14 protein-coding genes and 2 pseudogenes are annotated in these 18,883 nt (G+C 31.7%); 5 read left to right on the forward strand and 11 right to left on the reverse strand.

Features of this window, described 5'->3' with window-relative positions; genetic code table 11:
* Nucleotides 1-23: 23 nt before the first annotated feature.
* The 7 genes from RWN11_RS02020 to RWN11_RS02050 form a co-directional block, all read right to left on the reverse strand.
* A complete protein-coding gene (locus RWN11_RS02020) occupies nucleotides 24-1,253 on the reverse strand; it encodes a HAMP domain-containing sensor histidine kinase (RefSeq protein ID WP_314160134.1) in 1,230 nt (409 codons plus the stop codon).
* On the reverse strand, nucleotides 1,246-1,923 hold the full coding sequence (locus RWN11_RS02025) for a response regulator transcription factor (protein ID WP_314160135.1): 678 nt from the start codon (nucleotides 1,921-1,923) through the stop codon (nucleotides 1,246-1,248). The genes RWN11_RS02020 and RWN11_RS02025 overlap by 8 nt, the downstream gene beginning before the upstream one ends.
* A 347-nt stretch (nucleotides 1,924-2,270) precedes the next feature.
* On the reverse strand, nucleotides 2,271-2,414 hold the full coding sequence (locus RWN11_RS02030; RefSeq protein ID WP_314160136.1) for a methyltransferase: 144 nt from the start codon (nucleotides 2,412-2,414) through the stop codon (nucleotides 2,271-2,273).
* A gap of 27 nt (nucleotides 2,415-2,441) precedes the next feature.
* Nucleotides 2,442-3,023, reverse strand: coding sequence for a methyltransferase domain-containing protein (locus RWN11_RS02035; RefSeq protein WP_314160137.1), 582 nt, complete (start codon nucleotides 3,021-3,023; stop codon nucleotides 2,442-2,444).
* Between the two features lie 190 nt (nucleotides 3,024-3,213).
* On the reverse strand, nucleotides 3,214-4,149 hold the full coding sequence (locus tag RWN11_RS02040; protein WP_314160138.1) for a carbohydrate kinase: 936 nt from the start codon (nucleotides 4,147-4,149) through the stop codon (nucleotides 3,214-3,216).
* A gap of 1 nt (nucleotide 4,150) precedes the next feature.
* On the reverse strand, nucleotides 4,151-5,461 hold the full coding sequence (locus tag RWN11_RS02045; RefSeq protein WP_314160139.1) for a glycoside hydrolase family 32 protein: 1,311 nt from the start codon (nucleotides 5,459-5,461) through the stop codon (nucleotides 4,151-4,153).
* The gene (locus RWN11_RS02050) at nucleotides 5,451-6,953 is read right to left on the reverse strand and encodes a sucrose-specific PTS transporter subunit IIBC (RefSeq protein WP_304096535.1); all 1,503 of its coding nucleotides are present in this window, start codon (nucleotides 6,951-6,953) and stop codon (nucleotides 5,451-5,453) included. Before RWN11_RS02050 ends, RWN11_RS02045 begins: the two co-directional genes overlap by 11 nt.
* A gap of 221 nt (nucleotides 6,954-7,174) precedes the next feature.
* Between RWN11_RS02050 and RWN11_RS02055 the strand changes: the two are divergent.
* From RWN11_RS02055 to RWN11_RS02075, 5 genes and pseudogenes are all read left to right on the forward strand, one after another.
* Nucleotides 7,175-8,128 (forward strand): annotated as a pseudogene (locus RWN11_RS02055) (glycerophosphoryl diester phosphodiesterase membrane domain-containing protein); the annotation flags it as partial.
* A gap of 36 nt (nucleotides 8,129-8,164) precedes the next feature.
* Nucleotides 8,165-8,935: a glycerophosphodiester phosphodiesterase gene (locus tag RWN11_RS02060; RefSeq protein ID WP_314160146.1), complete on the forward strand. Its 771-nt coding sequence runs from the start codon at nucleotides 8,165-8,167 to the stop codon at nucleotides 8,933-8,935.
* Nucleotides 8,936-9,314: 379 nt separating this feature from the next.
* Nucleotides 9,315-10,163: a 5'-nucleotidase, lipoprotein e(P4) family gene (locus tag RWN11_RS02065; RefSeq protein ID WP_314160140.1), complete on the forward strand. Its 849-nt coding sequence runs from the start codon at nucleotides 9,315-9,317 to the stop codon at nucleotides 10,161-10,163.
* Nucleotides 10,164-10,375: 212 nt separating this feature from the next.
* Nucleotides 10,376-12,493 carry an amidase family protein gene (locus RWN11_RS02070; RefSeq protein ID WP_314160141.1) on the forward strand — a complete coding sequence of 706 codons (2,118 nt, stop codon included), beginning with the start codon at nucleotides 10,376-10,378 and terminating at the stop codon, nucleotides 12,491-12,493.
* 230 nt (nucleotides 12,494-12,723) lie between these two features.
* The gene (locus tag RWN11_RS02075; RefSeq protein ID WP_314160142.1) at nucleotides 12,724-15,258 is read left to right on the forward strand and encodes an amidase family protein; all 2,535 of its coding nucleotides are present in this window, start codon (nucleotides 12,724-12,726) and stop codon (nucleotides 15,256-15,258) included.
* A 155-nt stretch (nucleotides 15,259-15,413) separates the two neighbouring features.
* Here the strand turns inward: RWN11_RS02075 and RWN11_RS02080 are convergent, their stop codons facing one another.
* From RWN11_RS02080 to RWN11_RS02095, 4 genes and pseudogenes are all read right to left on the reverse strand, one after another.
* Complete coding sequence (locus RWN11_RS02080) at nucleotides 15,414-15,821, reverse strand: F0F1 ATP synthase subunit epsilon (protein WP_314160143.1); 408 nt, start codon at nucleotides 15,819-15,821, stop codon at nucleotides 15,414-15,416.
* A 20-nt stretch (nucleotides 15,822-15,841) separates the two neighbouring features.
* Nucleotides 15,842-17,257 carry a F0F1 ATP synthase subunit beta gene (gene atpD / locus RWN11_RS02085; protein ID WP_314160144.1) on the reverse strand — a complete coding sequence of 472 codons (1,416 nt, stop codon included), beginning with the start codon at nucleotides 17,255-17,257 and terminating at the stop codon, nucleotides 15,842-15,844.
* 39 nt (nucleotides 17,258-17,296) lie between these two features.
* Nucleotides 17,297-18,169: an ATP synthase F1 subunit gamma gene (gene atpG / locus RWN11_RS02090; protein ID WP_314160145.1), complete on the reverse strand. Its 873-nt coding sequence runs from the start codon at nucleotides 18,167-18,169 to the stop codon at nucleotides 17,297-17,299.
* A gap of 34 nt (nucleotides 18,170-18,203) precedes the next feature.
* Nucleotides 18,204-18,883, reverse strand: a pseudogene (locus RWN11_RS02095) (F0F1 ATP synthase subunit alpha); the annotation flags it as partial.

Raw genomic sequence — 18,883 nt, forward strand, 5'->3', positions numbered from 1 at the left:
TGGTTTGAAGGATTACAATCAGTTTAATGTCGTTCACCAAGTGTAAATCTCATCTCGATTTTAAAAACACCATCTTCTGGTGAGTAAGCACGTATTGTTTCTCTATGTTTTTCTGCAATAAGCTGTGCCATAGATAACCCAATACCGTAACCTTTGATTGTACTATTTCTTGATTCATCCAAACGATAGAAACGATCAAAAACCTTACTTAAATCACCTTTTTTAACATCTGCTTTATTTGAAACCTTTAAAATAGCATTCTTTCTATTTTTCTTAAGACAGACTAGTATATCACTATCTTCTGGTGCGTATTTAATAGCATTTTCTAATAAAATATCCATCAACTGAACTATAGAATCCTTTTCACCATAATAATTTAAACCAGAATCTATGTCGATTGCTATATATTTTTTCTGGAAGTTAGCTAACTCATTAAAATCCTCAATCCTCGATTTCAAAGCTTCCGTTAAATTAAATTGTGCTCGCTCGACGGAATCTTTTTCTTCCATTCTACTGAATACTACCAAACTGTTAACTAAACTTGAAAGACGCTCTACTTGGTTATGAATATTATTTGTCCACTTAGAGTCCCCGTGTTCCATTTCTAATACATCAGCATTAGAACTAATTATAGCTAATGGCGTCTTTAACTCATGACTAGCTCCCGTTATAAATTGCTTCTGTTTTATATAAGTCTCTTGTATTGGTGCTATAACTTTTTTAGATACTAAAATAACCAAAATAAGTACTGACACTATCACAACAAAAGAGATTAAAATACTATTTTTCAAAAATGATTCAAAAGAATCCAATTCACGTTGGCAATTTAAAAATAGTATTAAATTTCCAACGTTTGATTCTACTTTTAAAAATCTATAACTACCGATGAAACCACTCGTTTTTCCCACTTTAATAGCTTCGATTACTTTATCTTGCAAGGCATCTTGATCTGGCAATAAAGAATCATCACGATATGCCTTTATTACCCTTCCGATATTATCAACTTTAGCAATAGAAAAGCCATTATAATCTGTAGGACTAGATGAATTTTTCGTAATTACTAAATCATCTCCATCTTCTGTAAAGATTTTAATCAACGCCTGAGATTTTGAGGCTTCTAGAAGAGTTGTGTCTATTCTTTCTTCTAACTTATTAAAATTTATAAAATTTAATGTAATAGCCAATACTGCTACTACAACAGCTACACTCCCAACAGCTGTCGCTATAAATTTTTTCCTAAGACTCTTAAACATCTAGCATCTCCAGTGTATATCCTACATTCCTTGTAGCTTTGATTTGAACATTAGCATCTAACGCTTTTAATTTCTTTCTTAAATACGATATATTAACCCATACTACATTAATTTCAGAATCACTATCATATCCCCAAATTTTTTCTAAAAATTGTTCAGTTTGAATTACATTTCCTGGATTTCGCATTAGTAATTCCATCATTTGATATTCTTTATTAGATAATCTTACTTTATCTTTTTCTGTAGATAACTCAAATGTATATTTACTTAAACTCACATTTCCTAATTCTAATACATTACTCGTAAATGTAGATTGTCTTCTTGTCATTGAACGTACTCTTGCTAACAATTCTCTTGTAACAAAGGGTTTAGTTAAGTAATCATCTGCCCCACTATCTAATCCATATACTTTATCTTCTATTTCTGATTTAGCTGTAAGTAATAATACAGGAGTACTTTTTTTATTTTCCCTTATTTTTTTTACAACTGTTACTCCATCCATCTGCGGCATCATGACATCTAAAATTGCTCCATCGTATTCATCTAACATTAGATAATCATATGCATCTTGTCCATTATCTACTACATCTACAGAATAATTATTATGTTTTAACATTGCTTCAAGTGCATCTGCTAAGTCTTTCTCATCCTCGGCCAGTAATAACCTCATTGACTTTCACTCCTAACTATACTTTTATGTTATTTTCCTAATACAAATCTATTATATATATACTAACTAAAATTAAGTTTAAACTATTATTTAATGTACAAAATATATATTAACGATTTTTTAGTGAAAATCCTATGAAATCTTATACATTTTGTAATATATATAACAAAAACAATGAAGAAGTTATCATTACGATATATTATACCAAAATTCAAACTTATATTCTCATTTTAACAACAAAATTTTAAAATTTTTTAATTATTATTAGTTTCTTCTCATTTTACCTTATTTTGTCTATACATGTCAAAGTTAATGATTAACGTTTTCTAAAACATTAGCCAAAATAATTATTTTCTTCCAATAAGTAGTCCACTTTGAATATAATCTTTCATCCCTTTACCATAGCCCCATTTTTCTGCGTACTCATCCGTAACATCAGAATTAATAATCTGGAACTTAGTAAACCCTGCTTCCTTGATAATATCAGCCATCTCTTCTTCCAGAAGAGCACCTGCTACTCAAGTGCAATGCATTCTGCTAGAATTTTTCCATTCTAATGGCAATTCTTTTTTCAAAATGATATCAGATATTACAAACATACCATCTTCTTTAAGTATACGATATATCTCATCATAAACTTTTTGCTTATCAGGTTCTAGGTTTATAACACAGTTACTAATAACTCTATCTACAGCTTCATTTTCTAATGGGATATTGATTAATTCACCTTTAATAAACTCTATATTATCAAACTTCTTATTATCACAAACCTTCTTCGCTTTTTCTAACATAGAATCTAATCTATCTAGACCATAAAGCGTTCCTACTTTAGGATTTTTCATCTTTGTTATGAAAATATCCATTCCAGCTCCACACCCTAAATCTATTAAAGATTGCCCTTCTTTAATTTTCAGGTGATTAATTGGATTCCCACAAGAAAGTCCCATATTAATTTCATCTGGAAATTCATTAATAATTTTTTCATCGTATCCTAATGACTTACTAAGTTCTTTCGGATCAATTTTTGTCTTTTGTTTGTTTTTTGAGATATTATCATAGAAGTTATCAACTGATAATCTTATTTTTAAATTGTTTTTCATACTTTCACCTATCTTTACTTCATTACTTACTTTAAATTTATTTTCCATCTTTATATTAACTAGAGATTACATCTACTAGTTTTATTAATTTCTTTTCATTTTTTAATTATTTAACACTAATTCTACCATAATAATCCGTATTTTTCTATCCAAAAAAATAAGCCCTAATTAGGACTTATTTTTTGAAAAATTATATTAGTTTATTGTATTCTTCTTCTGTTAAGTAACTTGAAATTGCACCTATTTTTGTAGTTGTTAAACTAGCATAGTTTGTCGCAAATGTTGCCATATCTGACAGTTCTTCTTCTGAAATATTATTAAGTTCATAATTTAATAGTTTAGATAAGAATGAACCAGCAAATGCATCACCTGCACCAGTAGTGTCAACCGCTTTTATATTAGGGATTTCAGTTACTACCTTATGATTTTGATAGTAAACTTCTGCGCCGTGTTCTCCTTTAGTATAAAGAACAACTTTCATGTGGCTGAAGTCTTTTTTTAATGCTTCTTCGATATTAGTAGTTCCTGTTAGGAATTCTAATTCGTTATCAGCAACTTTAATAACATCAACATAAGGTAAGAATTCTTTAATAGTTTCAAGATACACTTTGTGATTGTCCCACAAATTGAAACGTAAGTTAACATCAAAAGAAATTAGCACACCTGCTTCTTTTGCTTTTTTCAGTAGTAAATGATGGCTATCTTTTGATTCTTCTTGAATAGCGATACTTGCGAAGTGAATTGCTTCAATTTCTGATAAATCTACTTTCTCTACATCTTCTTTACTAATTCTTAATGTTGATGAACCTTTGAAGTAAAAACTAAATGAACGGTCTCCAGTTTCATCTAAAGAAACAAATGCTAATGGTGTAAAACTATCTACTTTACGACTCACATATCTACAATCTACATTTTCATTTTTTAAAGTATTTTCTAGGAAATCACCAAAACCATCTTGTCCTAATGATGTTAATAAATAACTCTTGTGTCCTAGTTTCTGTGCAACACACGCAACATTAGCTACACATCCACCAGCCTCTTTTTTAAATGATTTTACTTTATCGATTGTTCCTACACCTTCTCCAATAAAGTCAATTAGCATTTCTCCTATACATAAAACTGCCATTTTAGTTCTCCTCTCTAATTTCGATTGCTCCAAGTTCTTTTGCTACATAATTAGTAGCTAATATTTTTACATCGTGATTTTCTGGATAGAATCTTGTCGAAATTGTAAATGATCCACCATTAGCAAATAATTCAATTGATGAACTATCAAATACTATTTCTACATCTTCTAAATCCAATTTATATTTTCTATCATTTCTTCCGTAACCACTAGTACCAAAAGAAATTTTTAATTCGTTATTTTCATAGCTTACTTTAAAATCAGCTACACTGATCTCAAAACTTTCTCCATGTTCTTGTTTATAATACCATGTATTTTTATTAAAGTCATTAGTTTTAATATTGCTACCTAATAAATCTTTCACCGATTTATGTAAGGTTTGTCTAACTTTTCCATCTTTGTAATTTACTACACGAGGCACTGTTAGACAGTTTTGATAACCAAACTTTGTAGTCGGATTTGTATAACTACTATCCGGCACATACATCCAACCGATTAGTACACGATTATTATCCTCATCTAAAAATGTTTGTGATGCATAAAAATCATGTCCATAATCTAATAGTGTGAAGTTCTCTAGTTTATCTACATTTTCAATTCCTTCTTCTACAACAGAATATCCAATTTGATACATATTTTCATAATATGGGTACATTCTTGTAATACCTTGAGGTGAAAACATAAATATTTCTTTTCCATCTACTTCGAAATAATCTGGGCATTCCCACATAAATCCTAGATTTTTTTCTGAGTAAATAGTTTTATACGGTTTAAGAGTATCCTTATCGAATACTAATAAACATCCATAATCATTGCTATCTCTAGCTCCAAGAACTAGATAGTTTTTTCCATTTTTTTCAAATATTTTAGGATCTCTAACATGATTTGACATATTAGGATAATCATCTGTTGTTAACAGACATTTTTTCTCAGTAAAATTAATTCCATCTTCCGTTTCAAAAAATATGGTATTATGACCACGTCCTTCATGAACGTAGTCATAATCACCTTTATATTTCACATTTCCTGTGTAGTAGAAGACAAGTTTTCCATCTTCTATATTAGCACTTCCTGAATAAACACCACTTTTTTCTTCTTCTATAGTTGGTGTAAGAAATACGCCACGATCTTCATAATTTTTTAGGTCACTACTAGTATAGTAATACCAAAGTTTTAACCCACCTTCTACTTCGTAAGAATATTGGTGAAAAATATGATATTTACCTTTAAAATAGGCTAATCCATTCGGATCATTAAGCCAACCCTTAGTAGGTTCTAAATGAAGATTTTGTTTCCAGTTATTAGCTAGCATTTACAAGTTCCTTCTTAGTTTTGAAGAAGTATGCTGTTACTGAGAATGAAACGATAAATGATAATGCTAAACCAATACCAAATGTTGACCAGTGGTTAGCAGGAATTGATAAGAATCCTGGAAGACCAGCTGCTCCTAATGCTGATGCAAATACTTTGTTTAATCCAATCCATGCACTTCCTACCGCACTTCCTGCAATAGCTCCGTAGAATGGATATCTAAGTCTTAAGTTAACCCCGAACATAGCTGGCTCTGTAATACCTAATAATGCAGAAATTCCAGATGCTGATGAGATTGATTTCATTTTTGTGTTTTTAGAAAATACTAATACTGCAAGAACCGCTGCACCTTGTGCTACGTTAGACATAGATGCGATTGGGAAGATAAATGTTAATCCTGTTGCAGCTAGTAATTGAGTTTCGATAGCAGAGAAGCTTTGGTGTAATCCAGTGATTACGATTGGTGCGTAGAATAAACCGAAAATACCTGCTCCTACGAATCCACCTTGCATGTATAACCATTGTAATCCTTCACCTAATAAAGTACCAGCTTCACGAAGTACAGGTCCCATCCATGCGAATGTTACAAATCCAGTTACGAATAATGAAACTAATGGTGTAGTTAAGTTATCTAACCATGATGGAGTTACACGACGTAAAAATTTTTCAATTGTCGCTAATAACCAAGCAGCTGCAAGGATTGGTAATACAGTTCCTTGATATCCTACTTTAGCAATCTTAAATCCGAATACATCCCAGTATTGAAGAGATGTAAGTCTTTGTAGACCATCAACTGCTTGACCACTTTGGTTAACGATATCTAATGCTGGAGCAAGAAGTTGGTTTGTAGATGGATCTAATTTACCAAATACATAGAAGTTCATTACATCTGGGTGAACCATTAACATCGCTAGTGCAGCACCTAGATATGGATTACCACCAAAACGTTTAGTAGCAGAGAAACCAATTAATACAGGTAAGAATACGAACGGTGCATTAGCAAATACGTTAACCATATCAGCAAGACCTGCAATACCTGGATTAGCTTCAATAACTGATTTACCAGTGTAGAATAAATCTTTAGCTGTTAAGACGTTATTGATACCCATTAAAAGACCACCAGCAACGATCGCTGGGATAATCGGAACGAAAATATCACTTAACATTTTTACAAAACGCTGTAGTGGATTTCCTTTTGGTTTTTTAACAGTTTCACTTGAATCTTCTTCACTATTTGAAGCAGCACCTTTAAATACTTCATTATATGCCGCGTAAACTTGTTGAACAAGACCACTTCCGAAGATTAATTGAAGTTGACCATTGTTAAAGAATACACCTTTAACACCTTCGATATCTTCTAATTTTTCTTTATTATATTTTTTTTCATCGTTTAATTCTAAACGAAGACGAGTTGCACAGTGAACAACAGATCGTAAGTTTTCTTGACCACCACTATGTTCAACAACTTCTTTTACAACTTTTTTTAAGTCCATAGTTCTTTCTCCTTTGTATTTTTTTATGATAATGACTCTTAACGTTTACCAAACAGTAATGGTAACGTTACTTTTTTATTGTACACCTCTTCTACCCCAAATGTCAATAGAAAAAAGTAACGTTACCATAAATATTTTTTAAAGCTTCTTACTCCTTGCTTGAAAATAGTAATTTTGATATAATCTAATAGCATAAAAATACTATAGAAAGTGAGGTTATCATGGATTTTAAGATTTATAATTTATTTTCCAATGTTCTAAAAAATATAAATCGTTATAAATTTACATATATATCTATTGCCGCAATTATTCAGCTAATGCTTATTTGTGGTTTATGGCTCATTTCTAGAATTTTTCAACTTGCTCTTACTCTTGCAGGTGAAGAGCATTTAGATAAAAACAATATTCTACATATCCTTACTAATCCCTATAGTTTTGTAATTTTAAACTTACTAGTTCTTATTGTAGCATTTTTTATGTTTATTGAGTTTTCTATATTGACCTTCACCATTTACGGTCAATTAACAGAAAAACAATATTCTTTTCGAAGCATATTAGACAATGCATGGAATAAGACGAAGAATCTTGCAGGGTTTCAAACCTTATTTTTTATATTCTACTTTTTAATAACCATACCTACTATAAATCTTGGGGTAAAATCTGTTCTTGCAAAGAATTAATTTATACCAAAATTTATAAGTAGTGAAATTATGAAGACTAACAGTGGGCTTATCGTATGGGGATTAATTATGATAGTTTTTGCTTATCTAAATCTTCGACTAATTTTTACCCTTCCACTTACTGCTGTTGGAGATGAAAATATACTAGATAGTATTAAAAGAAGTTGGGAACTTACAAAAACTGGCAAAAGAAAACTAGTCTTAACTATACTATTATTCGAAATAATATATTTATTAATTGCTGCAGTTTTAACTGGTGTAATTACATACATTTGCATCTATTTCGATAATGACGGTAATAATCCAGTTATACAAACACTATTTTTCTCTTCGATAAGTGGAATTGTCTTCTTTTTAGGTGTTATTTCAAAAGTAACGGTTATAACTTCATTAATAACTGTTCTAATAGATCATAACGAAATATCCGAAAAACTGGTTAATAATCTTAATGAAAATAAGAAAAAATCAAGATTAGTAGTAACATTGACCACAGTAATTATAGTTGTTGCGGTTCTTGTGAATGGTTTTAATATGTACGGAAACGGTGTTAACAAAAACATTGAGACTATAGCTCACCGTGGATATGTTGCTAAAGGTGTAGAAAATTCAATAGAAGCGCTCGAAGGGGCGGCTGAAATTGGTGCTGATTACGTAGAATTTGATATTATTCTAACAAAAGACAATAAATTTGTAGTAATGCACGATTATAATTTAAAAAGACTCGCAGGAGTGAATAAGCGAGTTCAAGATATGAATTTTGATGAAGTAGTAGGTTTAACAATTAAACAAGGTGATTATACTAGTAAAATTCCATCATTAGAAGAATTTATAAATAAAGCGAAAGAATTAAACATGAATCTTGTAATCGAACTTAAACCTCATGGAGCAGAACCACCTAATTATATCGACATATTGATTGATGAAGTTAAGAGATTAAAACTTGAAAATTATAAATTTATGTCACTAAACTCTAAAGTTATGGAAGAACTAGAAACAAAAGTACCAACCTTGGAAACTGGTTATGTTATTCCTCTTCAATTCGGAAATTTTCATCATAGTAATGTTGACTTTTTCGTCATAGAAGACTTCTCATATAGAGACCGTCTAGTCGAGCAAGCTAGAAAAGAAAATAAACAAGTTTTTGTATGGACTATAAACGATCCAGCGTTAATCACCAAATATTTACAAAGCCCCGCAGATGGTATTATTACTGATGAACCCGAACTTGTGAAAGATGAAAAAGATATTTTGGAAAATAATTATACTTATTATGATAAGATACTAATACTAATCAATATTTAATAATAACCTCGACTGAAATTATTATAACATTTCAGTCGAGTTTATTTATATCTTAGAATAAGTATTTTTTACAAGTCCTATATAGTTTTTTCTATCTACTAAGTTTGAAATTATTATTCTTTCTCAGTAATATTTCACTATTATTTATATATTTTAGAATATAAATAATTTTTCTGAAATTCGCTGATTAACTACCTAAAAAAAATAATAATATTATTTTTATTTAATTATCATTAATTAAAGCGTTTGCTTAACTTGCTTTTATTTTCTATAAAAAAATATTTAGTTTATAAATTTTTTTAAAATAATTTCACATTGAATTTTATATATTTATATCTTATACTTGTATATGTAGATAACAAAAGGAGCTATATATATTATGAAAAATAAAAAACTTGTTATGTCTATTTCTTCAGTATTAGCTACAGTCGTTCTTGCAACTGGATGCGCACAAAAAACTGAAGAAAAAAAAGAAGAAAATAAGAGTGGAGATAATAAAATAACTCTTACTTATGATCAACTTAGATCAAGAGAAAATACAATGGGAACACTATGGTATCAAAACGCTGCTGAAGTAGATGCATTATACCAACAAGGTTATAACGTTGCTACTAATAAATTAAAAGAATTATTAAAACAGCCTACTGATAAACCTTATTCTATCGTATTAGATATTGATGAAACAGTATTAAGCAACATTCCATTCCAAGTAAAAATGATTAAAGATGGAACTGCATTTAATCCTAAATTATGGGATGAATGGGTTCAAAAAGCAGAAGCGAAACCTGTAGCTGGAGCTAAAGAATTCCTACAATTTGCAGATAAAAATAAAGTTCAAATCTACTACATCTCAGATAGAACAGATGCTCAAGTGGATGCAACTATTAAAAACCTTGAAGCACAAGGACTACCTGTTCAAGGTCGCGATCACCTAATGTTCAAAAAAGAAGGTGATAAATCTAAAGAAGGACGTCGTCAAGAAGTTTTAAAACACACTAACCTTGTTATGTTATTTGGTGATAACTTAGTCGACTTCGCTGAATTCTCTACTAAATCAGAAGCTGATAGAGATAAAATGTTTGAACAATTAAAAGCAGAATTTGGTGATAAATTCATCATCTTCCCTAACCCTATGTACGGATCATGGGAATCTGCAGTATACCAAGGTGAGAAAAAAGATGGTAAAGGGCAATCAGAAGCTCGTTTGAACGCCTTAAAAGGATACTAATTTAAAAACAATAACAAATTAATTTAAATAAAAAATATAAGTGACTTAAGATGTAATAATAAAAAAATGTTATTAAGTCACTTATATTTTTTTTTATTTTAGAAAATAATTTACTTGATTGATTATCATTACGGGAGTATAATCGTAAATAGGAAGCTTTTTCAAGCTTCAATCATTTATTTAAATATTTTATTTTAAAATAGGAGTTAAAAATGAAGAAAAATAATTTTAAATACGTTCTTATACCAGCATTTGCAGCTGCAGCATTATTCCCTGTTTTAGCTAACGATAATCAAGCTAAAGCTAATGAGGATAAAAATGCAACAACTTCTACTGTTAGTAAGCCAGAAACTACTGATGCAAAACCATCTAATGTTCCTACTACTAACAATGTTGCAGAAACAACACCTACTACCCCTGCTAGTCCAGCTAACAGCGTAAAACCAACACCAATAAATAACAATCAAACAACTAATAGTGCAAGTGTTATTAACAACGAAACTGTTAAAACAAAAGCGCCATTAACTGTAGCTGAATATAAGCAAAAAAGTGCTTTAGAACTTGCTCAATTAATTCGTGAGAAAAAAGTTACTAGTACAGAACTTGTTGACTTAGCTTATAAAGTTATTGCAAAAGAAAATCCTAAATTAAATGCTGTACTAACAACTGAAAATGGAAAAATTCCTAAAGCTATTGTTGATGAAGCATATAGAACTGCTAAAGAAATAGATAATCGTATTAGTGCTGGTAAACTAGCTGCTAATCCTGTAGACTGGAAAGCACAACCATTTTTAGGTGTACCTGCTTTAATTAAAGGTCTTGATCAACTTAAAAATGGTGACTACACTAATGGTGTATATCTAAACAAAGGTAAAATTGCTGACGAAAGTGGTCCTGTAGCTAAAGAATTTGCTAAATTAGGTTTTGTTATACTTGGTCAAACTAACTACCCAGAATTAGGAACTAGAAATATCACAGATTCTAAATTATTTGGACCTGCTGGTAACCCATGGGATCCTAGTCGTAATACTGGAGGATCTTCAGGAGGAAGTGCTGGTGCTGTAGCTAGTGGTATGGTACCTATAGCTAGTGGTAGTGATGCTGGAGGATCTATCCGTATTCCTTCTTCATGGACTGGTCTTATCGGTTTAAAACCTACTGGACACGTGGTTAAATTCCCTCTAGTAAAAACTATCGAAGATGCTAAAGCTTACTTTGAAAAAACTGAATTAAGTAAACCAAAAACGTTAGTAGAACCACCTAAAGATTTGAAAAAATTAAAAATAGCCTACACTCTTAAAACTCCACTTAAAGATCTTGAATTAAGTGAAGTTGCTAAAAAAGCTATTTTAGAAACAGTAGATTTCCTAAGAAAAGAAGGATTTACTGTTGAAGAAGTTAAAGAATTCCCTATCGATGGATACGAAGGAATTAAAACATATACTGTAGGTGGTATCGGTGAAGAAAGTTATGTTGCAGCTGTTAAAAACGTAACAGAACAAAACAAACGTCAACTAGATCCTACAACTTACGGATTAGGAACTTCTTCATATATGGGACCAAATGCAAATACTGATGTTTCTTCAGTAAAACCATTATCTACATTTATAGATCAAATGAATGCATTTTATAAAAAATATGATTTATTCTTAGTTCCAACTAACGCAGTTACTGCACCTTCTAATGATAAAAAAGTTGATCCATATGTAGATCCAGCTGTTGAAGAGCAACTATATAATATTAATAAAATTAAAGATCCAAAAGAAAGATTTGATTTATTAATTAAACAATGGTTACCGATGACAAGACGTTCTCCATATACTTGGGTGTTTAACTTATCTGGAAATCCTGCGATTTCACTACCAACATATCTAAGTGATAAAAATCTACCATTCGGTGTAATGTTCGCAGCAAAAGACAATTCAGAAAAAGTTCTTTTAGAAATTGGTCAATACTTCCAAGACAGACATCAATTCAAAATGAACCCAGCTATTAGAAGCTCAAATATTTCAGAAAATGGAAATAAAATAGGAATAAGTAAAGATGGAACTAAATTTGAATACGCAGTTCCAACTTACGCACCTACTGTTGCAGAATTACCAACCTTAAATATCAACAATGGAACTATTACTACTCCAAGTAAATCTGAAAATTCACTAAATTTATCTGTTAAAGGAGAGAAAAAAGTAGTAAATACAAACTCAACTAAATTAAATTCAACTCCTAAAACTCTTCCAAATACAGGAGAAAGTACAAGCAACTTCCTATCAGTAATCGGGCTTTCATTCCTTGCTTTAATAGGATTACTAAAACGCAAAAATAATAATTAGTATTAAATTAATTTAAAATACGGTTGATTCCTATAATTGACCGTATTTATTTTGTTTTGAAAAAATATTTTTCTATATCCTTAACTGCTATTCTATCTATATAGAAAACCCTGTTAATATTTTTTTCATTTCATCTAACTATTTTCTTGATTGATAATTAGTATAGGAGTATAATGGTATGTAGAAAGCTTTTTCAAGGCTTAAATAATTATTTTAAATAGGAGTTAAAAATGAAAAAAAATAATATTAAATATGTACTTATTCCTGCCTTTGCAGCTGCTACATTATTTCCAGTATTAGCTAATGACAATCAAGCTAAAGCTAGTGAAGATAAAGCAACAGCACCGTCGAATGTGACTAATACAGTTAATACTAACGATAAACCTGTTGCTGTAAACAACTCTACAAATAATGCTGTTGTTTCAACAACTGCTAGTCCTGTTTCTCCAGTTAACACTGTAGTACCGACTTCTAGTAACAATGAATCAACAAACAGTGCTAGTGTTGAAAACAAGGAAGTTGCTAAACCAACAATTCCATTCACCGTAGCTGAATATAAACAAAAAAGCGCTCTAGAACTCGCAAAACTAATTCGTGAGAAAAAAGTTACTAGTACAGAACTTGTTGACTTAGCTTATAAAGTTATAGAAGAAGAAAATCCTAAGTTAAATGCTGTTCTTACTACAGAAAATGGTAAAATTCCTCATGCTATTGTTGAAGAAGCATATAAAAAAGCCAAAGAAATTGACAATCGTATTAGCGCAGGAAAACTAGCTTCTAATCCTGTAAATTGGGATGAACAACCATTCTTAGGTGTTCCTACATTAATTAAAGGATTAGATGCTTTGAAAAACGGAGATTCTTCTTATGGTGTGTATTTAAATAAAGGTAAAACATCTTCAGTAAGTGGAGCTGTTGCGAAAGAATTTGAAAAACTAGGTTTTGTTATCCTTGGACAAACTAACTACCCTGAGTTTGGAACTAGAAATATTACTGACTCTAAATTACTAGGGCCTGCTGGTAACCCTTGGGATCCTAGTCGTAACACTGGAGGTTCTTCAGGAGGAAGTGCTGGTGCTGTAGCTAGCGGTATGGTATCAATCGCAAGCGGAAGTGATGCTGGAGGATCAATTCGTATTCCTGCTTCATGGACTGGTCTAATCGGTTTAAAACCAACTGGACATGTTGTTAAGTTTCCACTAGTAAAAACTATTGAAGATGCTAAAACATATTTTGATAAAACAAAAATCAGTAAACCAAAAACTTTATTAGAAGTTCCTAAGGACTTAAGATCACTTAAAATTGCTTATTCATTAAAAACACCATTAAAAGACGTTGAATTAAGTGAAGATGGTAAAAAAGCTGTTCTTAAAGCTGTTGATTTTCTAAGAAAACAAGGTTTTACTGTTGAAGAAGTAAAAGAATTCCCTATTGATGGCTATGAAGGTATTAGAACATATACAATAGGTGCAATTGGTGGTGGTTATACTGCGGCAGCGAACTTAGCTAAAGAAAAAAACAAACGTGATTTAGATCCTGCAACTTATGCATTAGGGACATCATCTTACAATGGAAAAAATGCAAATACAGATATTTCATCTGCAAAACCTGCTACAGTTTACTTTAACCAAATGAATGAATTCTACAAAAAGTATGATTTATTCTTAATGGCTACTAATGCAGTAACAGCACCATCAAATGATAAAAAAGTAGATCCTTATGTTGATCCAAAAGTTGAAGAGCAACTTTATAATATTAATAAGATCAAAGATCCAAAAGAAAGATTCAATCTACTTGTTAAACAATGGGAACCTATGATGAGAAGAACACCGTTCACTTGGTTATTCAACTTAACAGGAAACCCTGCAATATCATTACCTGTTTATAAGAGTACGAACAACCTTCCTCTTGGTGTTATGTTCGCAGCTAAGAACAACTCAGAAAAAATACTTCTTGAAATGGGACAACTATTCCAAGATAACAATCAATTTGTGATGCATCCAAGTGTAAGAAACACAGTTATTTCTGAAAATGGTAATAAAGTTAGAGAAAATGAATATGGTACAAAATATGAATATTCAGTTCCTTCTGATGCTCCTGTTGTATCAGAATTACCAGAACTAAACATTAACAACAATACAGTTACTGTTAATATTAAATCAAAAGATAAAGATATAAGCGTTGATTTATACTCTACAGATAATAAAGATTTAACTTTATCTGCCAAAGATATCACTAAAAATGTAGATTTAGAAAATCTAAAAGATAAAGTTGTTGCAGATGCTAACAATAGTATTAAAGACAAAAAAGATATTACATCAATTAGAGTTGTAGATTTAGAATTACAAAAAGATAATAAAACAGTAAAAGTTGATGTTCCAAGAACAGTAAAAGTTGCTTTACTTCAAAATGAACAAAACAAAGATATACTTGTTTATCATATTAAAGAAGATAATTCTATTGAACTAATTCCTTCATTTGTAAATGAAAATAACCTACAGTTCACAGTTGATCACTTTAGTAAATTCGCAATTGTTGCTAAGATTAAAACAGCATTTGCTTCAAGTGAAAAAGATATTAATTCATCAGCTGTTCAAGAAGAGAAAAAATTCACAGTAATAGATACTAGAGGAGTAAACTCAACTCCTACTAATGCACCAAAAACTCTTCCAAAAACTGGTGAAACTACAGGTAAATCTCTAACTGCAATTGGACTATCACTTCTTGCTATAGTTGGATTATTAAAACGTAGAAAAAATAATTAATTAGAATAATATTATAACCTCGGAAATAAATTTCTATTATGAAACCTAAATTCCGAGGTTTTTTGTTTCTTTATAAATTTCAAAACATAATATGAAGTAATCTCAGTATATAATAAAAAAATGTAGTCCATAATAAATATGAACTACATTTCTTCTTATAATTGTTCAGCTACCTTCAGACGAGCACAAGCTTTAGCTAAAGCTAGTTCAGCACGTCTTACATCAAGACCTTCTTCTTTTTTAGCAAGACGATCTTCTGCACGTTGTAACGCTCTTTTAGCACGTTCAACATCGATATCTTTACCTAATTCTGCTGTTTGAACTATAATAGTTACTTCGCCTTTATGTGTTTCCACAAATCCTTCACTTACAGCTAGATACTCTTCTCGTCCATCAGGAAAATTCACTTTAAGAGGACCAATCTTTAATGACGCTACCATAGGAACATGGTTAGCCATTACACCAAGTTGTCCACTTGTAGTTCCCAATACAACCATAGAAGCTTCTTTTGCGCTATAAGCTTCTCCATTAGGAGTAACAATGCTTACACTTAAAGTATTCATTTATTTACCTCCTATTTGTATTATACTTCTACTCCTAGTTTACGAGCTTTTTCTAATACGTCTTCAATTCCACCAACTAGACGGAATGCATCTTCAGGAATATGGTCATATTTACCATCTAAAATTCCTTTGAATGCTTGTACTGATTCAGATACTGGTACGTATGAACCAGGTTGACCTGTGAATTGTTCAGCTACGTGGAAGTTTTGAGATAAGAAGAATTGAACACGACGTGCTCTATCAACTGTTTTCTTATCTTCATCACTTAATTCATCCATACCTAAGATGGCGATAATATCTTGTAATTCACGATATTTTTGAAGAGTTCTTTGAATTCTTGTCGCAACTTGATAGTGTTCTTCTCCTACGATTTCAGGAGCTAGTGCTCTTGATGTAGAAGCAAGTGGGTCAACTGCTGGGTAGATACCCATCTCTGTTAACGCACGCTCAAGGTTTGTTGTTGCATCTAAGTGAGCGAATGTTGTCGCTGGAGCCGGATCAGTATAGTCATCGGCTGGTACGTAAATCGCTTGGATAGATGTAACAGAACCTTTTTTAGTAGATGTGATACGTTCTTGTAAACGCCCCATCTCTGTAGCAAGTGTTGGTTGGTAACCAACGGCTGATGGCATACGTCCTAATAACGCAGAAACCTCAGAACCTGCTTGTGTGAAACGGAAGATGTTATCGATGAATAGAAGCACGTCTTGTCCTTCTTCATCACGGAAGTATTCCGCCATTGTTAATCCTGTTAATGCTACACGCATACGAGCACCTGGTGGTTCGTTCATTTGTCCGAATACCATGGCTGTTTTGTTAATAACACCAGAATCTTTCATTTCATAGTATAAGTCATTTCCTTCACGAGTACGTTCACCTACACCTGTGAATACTGATAATCCACCGTGTTGTTGCGCAACGTTGTTGATAAGTTCTTGGATAAGAACCGTTTTACCAACTCCCGCACCACCGAAAAGACCGATTTTACCACCTTTAATATATGGTGCAAGTAAGTCGATAACTTTAATACCTGTTTCAAGAACCTCAACGTGAGTTGATAATTCTTCGAATGTTGGAGCTTCTTTGTGAATTGAATCTTTACGAACTTCTGCTCCTGCTTCTTCACCGTGGTCAACTGCTTCACCTAGTACGTTGAATACACGACCTAATGTATAGTTACCTACAGGAACCGCAATTGGTGCTCCTGTATCTACTACTTCTGCTCCCCTATTTAATCCATCAGTAGATGACATAGCGATTGTTCTTACTACGTTATCACCAATTTCTAGAGAAACTTCAAGAACTAATTTTTCTTTTTTCCCATCGCCTTTTTCTATATAAACTTCTAAAGCGTTTAATAGATTTGGCATATGCCCTGATTCGAATTTAACATCTACTACAGGTCCCATAACTTGGAGAATATAACCTTTATTCATATGTTGTATGCTAACTTAATAGCTTCTCCTTTCTCATTACTATTTTGTTGCTGCTGCTCCACTTACAATCTCTGTAATTTCTTGTGTAATTGCAGCTTGTCTTGCACGATTATATTTAATCGTAAGTGTATCAATAATATTTCCTGCATTATCAGTTGAATTTTTCATTGCTGTTTTTCTTGCAGAATGCTCACTAGCTTTACTATCTAATATACTTCCATAAATCATACTTTCTGCATATTGAGGTAGTATTACATCTAGTACAGCTGTCTCACCAGGCTCAAATTCGTATGCTCCTGTAGGCTGTTGCTCTTCAGAATTTGCGAATTTGTCTGTATTGTCAATAGGAAGAACTTTACTTTCAGTTACAACCTGTTGGATCATACTAACAAAGTGGTTATAATGTAAATAAATTTCATCGTATTCTTTATCAATAAAGTATCCTACTACTTTATTAGTAATTTGTTTAACCTGAGTGAAACTTGGCTCATCTGGTATATCTCTATAACTATCAACTACATTATAGCCATTTTTTCTAAAGAATTCTGCCCCATAATTACCTATAGCAACAATACCATACTCGCTATTAGCATGTCTTTCATTAACAGTATTAACAAAGTTTCTAATAACGTTTGAGTTGAATCCTCCACATAAACCACTATCACTAGTAATTACCACATAAAGAGTTTTCTTAGCTTCTCTTTTTTCTAACATCGGGTGTTTAATACTAGAACTTTTACCAAAAATTGTTCCCATCACCTCTTGCATTTTTTGCATATATGGATTAAATTTTTGTGTATTTGATTGTGCTTTTAAAAGCTTAGAAGTTGAAACCATCTCCATCGCTTTTGTAATATGACTAGTTTTCTTAGTAGAATTGATTTTGTTTTTTATATCTCTTAGTGACGCCAATTAGTTCACCACCTTTACTCTACTACTTATCATCTTAAGCAAAAGTTTTTTTGAATGCAGCGATTACTTCATCCATAACTTCTGTTGCTGGTAAGTCTTTTGTTTCAATAATGTGCTTAACTGCTTCATTTTCATGAGCATCTAAGTATGAATATAATTCTTGTTCAAATCTGTGAATATCTTTAACTTCTACATCATCTAAGAATCCGTGAGTTAAAGCATAAAGAATCATAACTTGTTTTTCTACTGGAATTGGTTTGTGTAAGTCTTGTTTTAAAACTTCAACTGTACGTTTACCACGTTCTAGTTTTTCACGAGTCGCTGGATCTAGGTCAGAACCGAATTGAGCAAAGCTTTCTAACTCACGGTAAGATGCTAAGTCAAGACGTAAAGTACCTGATACTTTTTTCATCGCTTTAATTTGCGCAGATCCCCCTACCCTAGATACCGAAAGTCCGGCGTTAATCGCTGGTCTAATACCTGAGAAGAATAAATCTGATTGTAAGAAGATTTGTCCATCTGTAATTGAAATTACGTTTGTTGGAATATATGCAGAGATATCACCTGCTTGAGTTTCTACGAATGGTAGGGCTGTGATACTTCCTCCACCGAAATCTTCATTTACACGAGCAGCACGCTCTAGAAGACGAGAGTGTAAGTAGAATACGTCCCCTGGGTATGCTTCACGACCTGGTGGTCGTTTTAATAGTAATG

Origin of the sequence: uncultured Gemella sp. (assembly GCF_963519265.1) — a bacterium.
Taxonomy (GTDB): domain Bacteria; phylum Bacillota; class Bacilli; order Staphylococcales; family Gemellaceae; genus Gemella.